Source organism: Inquilinus sp., from assembly GCF_057815775.1.
Map to the genome: position 1 here is coordinate 1 of NZ_JBYRFX010000829.1, position 6,777 is coordinate 6,777.

General features: G+C 60.8%; 8 protein-coding genes. 2 read left to right on the forward strand and 6 right to left on the reverse strand.

What is annotated here, in order from left to right; all coding sequences use genetic code 11:
- The coding region (locus tag AC3XYG_RS29690; protein WP_489143483.1) for an ATP-binding protein at positions 1-2,021 on the forward strand (2,021 nt) is incomplete at its 5' end.
- 324 nt (positions 2,022-2,345) lie between these two features.
- Here the strand turns inward: AC3XYG_RS29690 and AC3XYG_RS29695 are convergent.
- From AC3XYG_RS29695 to AC3XYG_RS29705, 3 genes are all read right to left on the reverse strand, one after another.
- Positions 2,346-4,127, reverse strand: coding sequence for a vWA domain-containing protein (locus tag AC3XYG_RS29695; RefSeq protein ID WP_489143484.1), 1,782 nt, complete (start codon positions 4,125-4,127; stop codon positions 2,346-2,348).
- A gap of 18 nt (positions 4,128-4,145) precedes the next feature.
- The gene (locus AC3XYG_RS29700) at positions 4,146-4,553 is read right to left on the reverse strand and encodes a tlde1 domain-containing protein (RefSeq protein ID WP_489143490.1); all 408 of its coding nucleotides are present in this window, start codon (positions 4,551-4,553) and stop codon (positions 4,146-4,148) included.
- A 158-nt stretch (positions 4,554-4,711) separates the two neighbouring features.
- Positions 4,712-4,933 (reverse strand): hypothetical protein, encoded by a 222-nt coding sequence (locus AC3XYG_RS29705; RefSeq protein WP_489143485.1) that lies wholly within the window; start codon positions 4,931-4,933, stop codon positions 4,712-4,714.
- Between the two features lie 135 nt (positions 4,934-5,068).
- On the opposite strand from AC3XYG_RS29705, the gene AC3XYG_RS29710 reads away from it, so the two are divergent.
- Positions 5,069-5,239, forward strand: coding sequence for a hypothetical protein (locus AC3XYG_RS29710; RefSeq protein ID WP_489143486.1), 171 nt, complete (start codon positions 5,069-5,071; stop codon positions 5,237-5,239).
- A gap of 395 nt (positions 5,240-5,634) precedes the next feature.
- Here the strand turns inward: AC3XYG_RS29710 and AC3XYG_RS29715 are convergent, their stop codons facing one another.
- From AC3XYG_RS29715 to AC3XYG_RS29725, 3 genes are all read right to left on the reverse strand, one after another.
- Complete coding sequence (locus tag AC3XYG_RS29715; protein ID WP_489143487.1) at positions 5,635-6,198, reverse strand: transglycosylase SLT domain-containing protein; 564 nt, start codon at positions 6,196-6,198, stop codon at positions 5,635-5,637.
- A complete protein-coding gene (locus AC3XYG_RS29720; RefSeq protein WP_489143488.1) occupies positions 6,189-6,443 on the reverse strand; it encodes a hypothetical protein in 255 nt (84 codons plus the stop codon). Before AC3XYG_RS29720 ends, AC3XYG_RS29715 begins: the two co-directional genes overlap by 10 nt.
- The coding region (locus tag AC3XYG_RS29725; protein ID WP_489143489.1) for a YcbK family protein at positions 6,443-6,777 on the reverse strand (335 nt) is incomplete at its 5' end. The genes AC3XYG_RS29725 and AC3XYG_RS29720, both read right to left, overlap by 1 nt.

The window sequence follows — 6,777 nt, forward strand, 5'->3', positions numbered from 1 at the left end:
ACCGCGCCATCCTGGACGGGCTGGCGGCCGAGGGCCAGCGCGAGCGGGACCAGATCGCCGCGGCGGCGGCGACGATCGCGTCGACCGAGGCGAAGCTGGCGGCCTTGGCCATGACCCGGCCGGTGCCGTCGGCGCAACGAATCGGCGGCCTGCGCCAGGACCGCGACTTGGCGTGGGACCGGCTGCGCGCCGCCCTGTTCGGAGAACCGGATGCGCCCGGCGGGGGTGCCCTGGCCGGCACGGTCGCGCAGTTCGAACGCCTGGCGGCCGAGGCCGACCAGCTGTCGGACGAGGCGCTGGCCGATGCGGCGCGCGTCGGCGAGCACGCCGTCGAGACCCGGACCCTGGCCCTGGCCCGGCAGCAGGCGGCGACCGCCCAGGATCGCCTGACCAATCTGGACGCACGCCGGCACGAGGCGGTGGCGGCGTGGCAGGAGGCCTGGGCCAGCCTCTCGCTGATCCCGGGCACGCCGGCTGAAATGATCGGCTGGGGGACCGCGGTCGAGGCGCTGCTGCAGCGTCGCGATGTCCTCCAGGCGCAACAGGACCGGGTCTCCGCCATCGACCGCGGGGTGGGCGACGTCGCCCCGACGCTGAAGGCGATCGCCGTGGCCTCCGGCCTGTCCGATCTCGACCCGTTCGAGCCCGGCCAGGTCGCGGCGCGCCTGCGCCCGCATCTGGCGGCGCTGGCGCATGGCTGGGATCAGGCGCGGGATCTGGCGACGCGGGTCGGCGACTGCGAACGCCGGATCGAGGCGCTGCGCGCCGCCGCGACCGAAACGGCCGCCGAGTTCGAGACGTGGACCGGCCAATGGGCCGAGGCGGCGCCGGGCATCGGCCAGACGCTGGCGACGTCGATGGAGGGGGCGGAAGCGGCGCTGGCCGTGTGGCGCGAGGTTCCGGCCGCCCTGCGCGAACGCGACAACCGGGCCCGGCGGGTCGCCGGCCTGCGCCGCGAGATCGAGAGCTTCGAAGGCCGCGCCGGCGACCTGATCGGCAGCCTGGCGCCCGACCTCGCCACCCTGCCGGCGGACATCTCCATCGCCACCCTGCACGACCGGGTGACGGCCGCGAGAACCGCAGCCGGCCGGCGCGCCGCGGCGATCGAGCATCTGGCCCGGGCGGACCAGGCCCAGGCCGATGCCCAACGCTCCCTGGCCGAGGCCGAGCACAGCCGGGCCGAACTGGCGTCCAGCCTGCCGCCCGGGCTCGATCTGGACTCCCTGCTCAGCCGCTGGGCCGAGCGGGACGACCTGGCCGCCGCGGTTGCCGAACGCCGGGTCCAGCTGGTGCTGCAATCGGATGGGCTGGACGAGGCCGCCCTGCGGGCCGGGCTGGCAGACTTCGATGCCGACACGGCCGAGGCGAGCCTGCAGGGCCTGGCCCAGGAGGATGAGGCCTTGGAGCGCAGTGCCCAGGAGACCTTTGCCGAGCAGGATCGGACCCTGCGCCGCCGGGCCGAGCTGGAGCAGGGCGTCGGCGCCGAAATCGCGCTGCAGCAGCGCCGCAACGCCGAAGCCGAGCTCGTCGAGGCCGCGCATGACTGGGCCGTGCTCAAGCTGGGGGCGCTGATGGTCGGGGCGGCCGTCGAACGGCATCGGGCCCGCCAGGAGGACCCGCTTCTGACCCGCGCCGCGGATCTGTTCGCGATGCTGACCGGCGGCGCCTATGACGGCATCGTCCAGGAGTATGACGATGGCGACACGCCGCGCCTGGTCGGGCGACGCGCGTCAGGCCAGACGATTCCCATCCAGGGTATGAGCGAGGGCACCCGGGACCAGCTGTACCTGGCGTTGCGCCTCGCCTATCTCGACGCCTATGCCAGCCGGGCCGAACCGGCACCATTCGTCGTCGACGACGTCTTCGCCACCTTCGACGAAGCCCGCACCGCGCAGGGCCTGAAGGCGCTGGCGGCGGTCGGCGACCGGGTGCAGACGGTGGTGTTCACCCACCACCAGCATGTGGTGGATATCGCGGTGCGGGAGCTCGGGGATCAGGTGGCGGTGATATCGCTGGGTTGATCTCCGATCGTTAAGAAGATTGGGTTGAGTGAAGGCTTCCAGCCCGAGCGGATCAGTGGGGTTCGGCCCGTTGGCTTTAACAGATCCGTTTCGGTAAATGCGAAGCACGCACATGCCTCATGATTGCGTGCACCGGTGCGGTCCCATATGCAGCCGGCTGCGCTAATCCGAATCCTGCGGCGCAGCATACGGTTTGAGCATGGCGAATAGCGAGCACTGCTGGGGATGCTCGCCATATGCACGCAGACACCGGGATCCACAATATGCAGAGAGCGAGATTCTATCGCCAGACAGCCATTTGTTTACGCATCAATTTCACAATATCTACGGAGCTGGCTCAAATGAAGGTGATGTTTTCAAATGTGGCAATATGGCCTGACCAGATACCTCTATGATAAAGTCAAAATTTCCATCAATTTTTTTTACATAAATTACGCCCGTATACCGATCATTTACGGGCAGCGATAGCTTCGGAAGGCCCGTGAGCGCAGACGGATCAACAACCACGGCCCAATCAAAACCCTGTGCTATGATTTCGGCGGGCGGGAGCATCACCGAACCGGAGGAGAGTTGCTGCGATCCAAGGTGGTTTTGGATGAGATTGAGAGTTGTTGGTGACGCGGCAGCATATCCGAGCAGATCACGCTCGAGATCAAAATACCCACTATCGGCACCGGTTACTTCGAATGCATCTCGCTCGTAATTCCAACGCACCCAATAATCATCCGTCTCGATATCGATGGCTCCTGTACCGGCTTGCGGTGTTTCCCTGATAACGTACTTGATCAACCCGCTATTTCCGGCAGGAATGCTGCCGAGACTCCATTCCGTTAGGTCGCGTTTATTGCTGACTGATGATGGTGGAGGGTTAAACTCCGCGATGCGTGCAAAGTCCACCTTGAAATTATCGGATAATCTGTCGGCCACCAGAACATTCCTAATAGGCCTCGCAAACGAGTTCATCACTGCGATATTAAGTATTCTGTGCCCTTCATCACAAGTTTTTCTGAGATAAACCCCGCATTTCAGTATATTAATATACGGAGCTTTAATAACCACCGTCGCCTCATTCGCCTGACCGTTGAAGTATTGTACAATTGCTCCGGCATTTCGCAGAGGCACTTTTTTGTCGCCCAATGGATCGCACTGCGTTGGAGCAATATCAAATGAATAGGCAAAAAATGAGATATTATCCAATTCACCGATGGTGGGAAAATCCAAAGCTCCCGTCCGGTAGAAATTATCAACTTTCTGTCGCATCTGATTATTGAATTTGATTGGGTCGATGTTCGGCGGAATTTGACTTGCTCTGAAGCTGCCGTCTTTAACTTTTAGCTCTGGCGAAATGTTTTCAAAAACAGCCACTGATTTGGTTGTCAGCGTACGAATATTATCTTGGTATATACTACTAAATATTTTATCAAGGCCGGCTGAATTAGGTGTTGATTGAAAGACCCCTCCTGATCGACGCGCAATAGTATCCAGGAGTAGTTTATCCACGTCTCCCAAGCCAATTGTATAGATCGCCAGATGATCCGCGGCAATGGTATCGAGCAGGTCGGAAATCTCGGATCGCTGCGTTACCCCGTCCGGTTCAGGTTGTCCGTCGGTAAACAATATTCCTACCCTCAGAGGTGTTTTGGCTTGCCTTAAGAGATTAACACCCTGTTGGAGACCGCCGAGAATATTTGTCAAACCACCAACCCCATGCCCCGCAATTGCCTGTTGTATTGACGGAAGGTCAGCCGTGATCGAGGATAGGACAACTACATCCGTGCTGAATGCCACTGCTGCCGCCCTGTCGCGGCTTGCATCGAGTCTGCCCAAGAGATTAACCGCCGCGCTCTTAAGATCACCTATCGCATCGGCCATACTTCCGGAGTAATCTAGAATTGGCACCATCGTAATTGGTAACGGATCTCGTTGAACTTTCTTATCTCCAATTATCTGCGTCGTCACACTGATAGACTCGCCGACCGCAAGATCCGCGCCAGAGACCGTCGTATTGGTACTAATATTTGGATATATTACTGCTTGCCCAAATGCGGAGCTTGATGCGCAAATACCATAAAGAGCGAATGCGAATATGATGCGAACTGCACACATTCCGATAATCCTCCAATATTATACTACAGTAAGAATATTATCGCCACCATCGACAATATTAGAGATTTGCTTACGTACATCTGGCGAGCCGATTATTATACAGCCGGCCGACGCCCATCCTGGAAATTTAACGTTATCGGCATGAATTAAAAACCCGGAGCGCCCACACATATCATTACCCGAGTCAGGGATCAGAGGAATTGTGTAAGGCGCGGGGTCCGATGTTGCACCACTCATCTGGTACAAGCCTCTCGGGATTGGACCTAGGTCACTTACACACTGATCATCTGGGTTATTTTTACTCGACCCCGCGCCTGAGTATCCTACAGCGAACGGTGTCGTTACTGGGCTTCCGACAAGAAATAATTCTCCGGTTAATTGCTTGTATCTCCATTCCATTCTATACCTCCCCAATATTCGTGTCATGTTGCCGACAATAGGGAACTTTTGCAAAGCAATGATGCGATCTCGATCTCCGTTCCAGACTATGTCCCGAAGGGTTCACGAAGGGTGATTCCCCGATCGCCCCACAAGTATAGCGGTTTTGGCCCCTCCCCGGTAGACCACCCGACGATGGTAGACATTTACCTTTTTCCGGCCGAATTCGGGATGCCGAAGGTGGCGATTTGCGCGCAGCCCGGCCAGTAGGGCGATGTCGCCCCCGGCATCGAGACGGCGGCGAATGCGATCCAAGGCAGGCCCAGCTTCGTCGCTTCAACGGCCGGGCCCTGGCGGAGACCCGGCGTGGCCGGTGTGCTCCCATTGAATGCGAGATCGCGCCCCTCGCCGAACTGCGGCACCAACATGCGGGCCAAGTCGACCTGAGTGCCCCGCGGCCGCTGCAGCAGCGGCTTGCCAGAGCGCGCCGGGCCAGCTGTACCTGGCGCCGCGCCTCGCCTCTGGACGCATATGCCTGCTCGGCGGAACCGGCACCGTTCGTTGTGGATGACGTCGTCGCCACCTTCGACGAAGCGCGCACTCTGCAGGGGCTGAACATACTGGCGCCAATCGGCGAGCGCGTGCGGGCGATGGTGCTCACCCACCACCAACATGTGGTCGATGCCGTCGCGCGGGCACTAGGGGACGAGGCGGCGGTATTATCGCTCAGCTGAGGGCCGATCGCCGACGGCATAATGTCGAACTAAACCGGCGGTCAACGTTTGGAGCAATCTCGGACCCAAGCATCCGCATCACTAAATGGTGGCGTCCGCGGGGCCGTCTCACGTCCGATGAAGATTGTGCTGTCTTTATATGCGTAAGGATCAATACCAAGGATGATTTATTATTGCGATATTTGATAGTGAGGCATCATCATCTGCTAAGGCCATTCGGGATGAAAGGCCTAGGTCGGTCATAGGTGAGCGCTTTCCTTGCCATTTGCAACTCAAGCGCCGCGTAGTGCAAAGCACCAATGCCTTTGATCTCAAATTGAGCCTTTGCGCGCGCCAGAGGGCTGCTAGACTGAATCCGAAAATCGATCTTGATAATAGGCAATTCGACCACCCACTTAGCAGGGCAAGTCGAGTCCAGGACCGCTCATTCGCTGCAGATTGGCCAGAGCTGTCGACACCCTGTGACAGTAGAGGTGTCCGCGCTCGCTGTCGCTGCCCGCATGGTAGGCCGCAACGGCCCCGACCCAGCTTCGATGCTTCTGAAACAACGTCACCAGGTACCAGGCCCCGTAAGCGGCGTTGTACTTCGGATAGAGCAGCCATCCGCGAGCCGGCACGGCGGCGCCGTGGGCTCTCAGATTGATCTGCAGGCAGCCGACATCAATGGACAGATCTCGCGAGAGAATGATCGAGTCCAGAGCGGAAGCGAGCGACGCTGGCTGGACCATCTGACCACCGATGTCCAGGATCCACGCCCCTGCCCTCCCCTGATCGATTGCGTTCCCGACCTCTACCTGGCCGATGGCCTGCAGCAGCCCCGGCGGAATTCCGTACTCGCGTTCAGCGATCGCGATCCATGCGGGACAGGACCAGGGGTCGACGTGGTCCTGGGCCCTTGCTGGCGCCGTCAGCGCGATCGCGCCGATCGCCGGCAAGACGCAACGCCAGATCATCGCCATGACCGCACACTGTAACGATCGCCATAGTGCATCCGGACGATGAGGAATCGGACCATGGACCAGGGCGCCAGCTTCTTCCTCCGACACCAGATCAGAAACCCGCAGTAGATCCCGAACCCGAAGACCACCCACCAGGACAGCCGGGAAAACAGCAGCAGCGGCACGAACACCAGCACGGAGTAGTGCAGCCCGAAGATCGTCAGCGGCGCCGCGGTCCAGCGCCAATCGATATGGCTGGTGTCCATCAGGAGAGGCCCCTGTGCTGGTTGCGAGCCACGCCCCAGGCGCGGGCCGGCCCAGTGTCGACGTGCGTGAAGCGGCTGTAGAGGCCGACGCCGCCGGCGCCGACGGCGGCGGCTAGCGCTCCCAGCTGGGCGGGAGAGAATCCCGGGACGGTGATGTCGGCAGCTCGGCCGAGGATGTGCTGGGACCGCAGGGCGGCACCCTCGAGCGTTCTATTCCGTTCCGGTGTCCGGTAGCCGGAGAGCAGGAATATCGGCTGCCGGGTGCCCGAGAGGGCGGCCGCGGCGCATTGCATCCGGGACAGCAGGTCGAACAGCTGCGGATCGACCCAGACCC

Bases quoted from the DNA above. Each gene is read 5' to 3' on its own strand.
- AC3XYG_RS29695 (WP_489143484.1), bottom strand. From the start codon at position 4,127: ATGTGTGCAGTTCGCATCATATTCGCATTCGCTCTTTATGGTATTTGC.
- AC3XYG_RS29700 (WP_489143490.1), bottom strand. From the start codon at position 4,553: ATGACACGAATATTGGGGAGGTATAGAATGGAATGGAGATACAAGCAA.
- AC3XYG_RS29705 (WP_489143485.1), bottom strand. From the start codon at position 4,933: ATGTTGGTGCCGCAGTTCGGCGAGGGGCGCGATCTCGCATTCAATGGG.
- AC3XYG_RS29715 (WP_489143487.1), bottom strand. From the start codon at position 6,198: ATGGCGATGATCTGGCGTTGCGTCTTGCCGGCGATCGGCGCGATCGCG.
- AC3XYG_RS29720 (WP_489143488.1), bottom strand. From the start codon at position 6,443: ATGGACACCAGCCATATCGATTGGCGCTGGACCGCGGCGCCGCTGACG.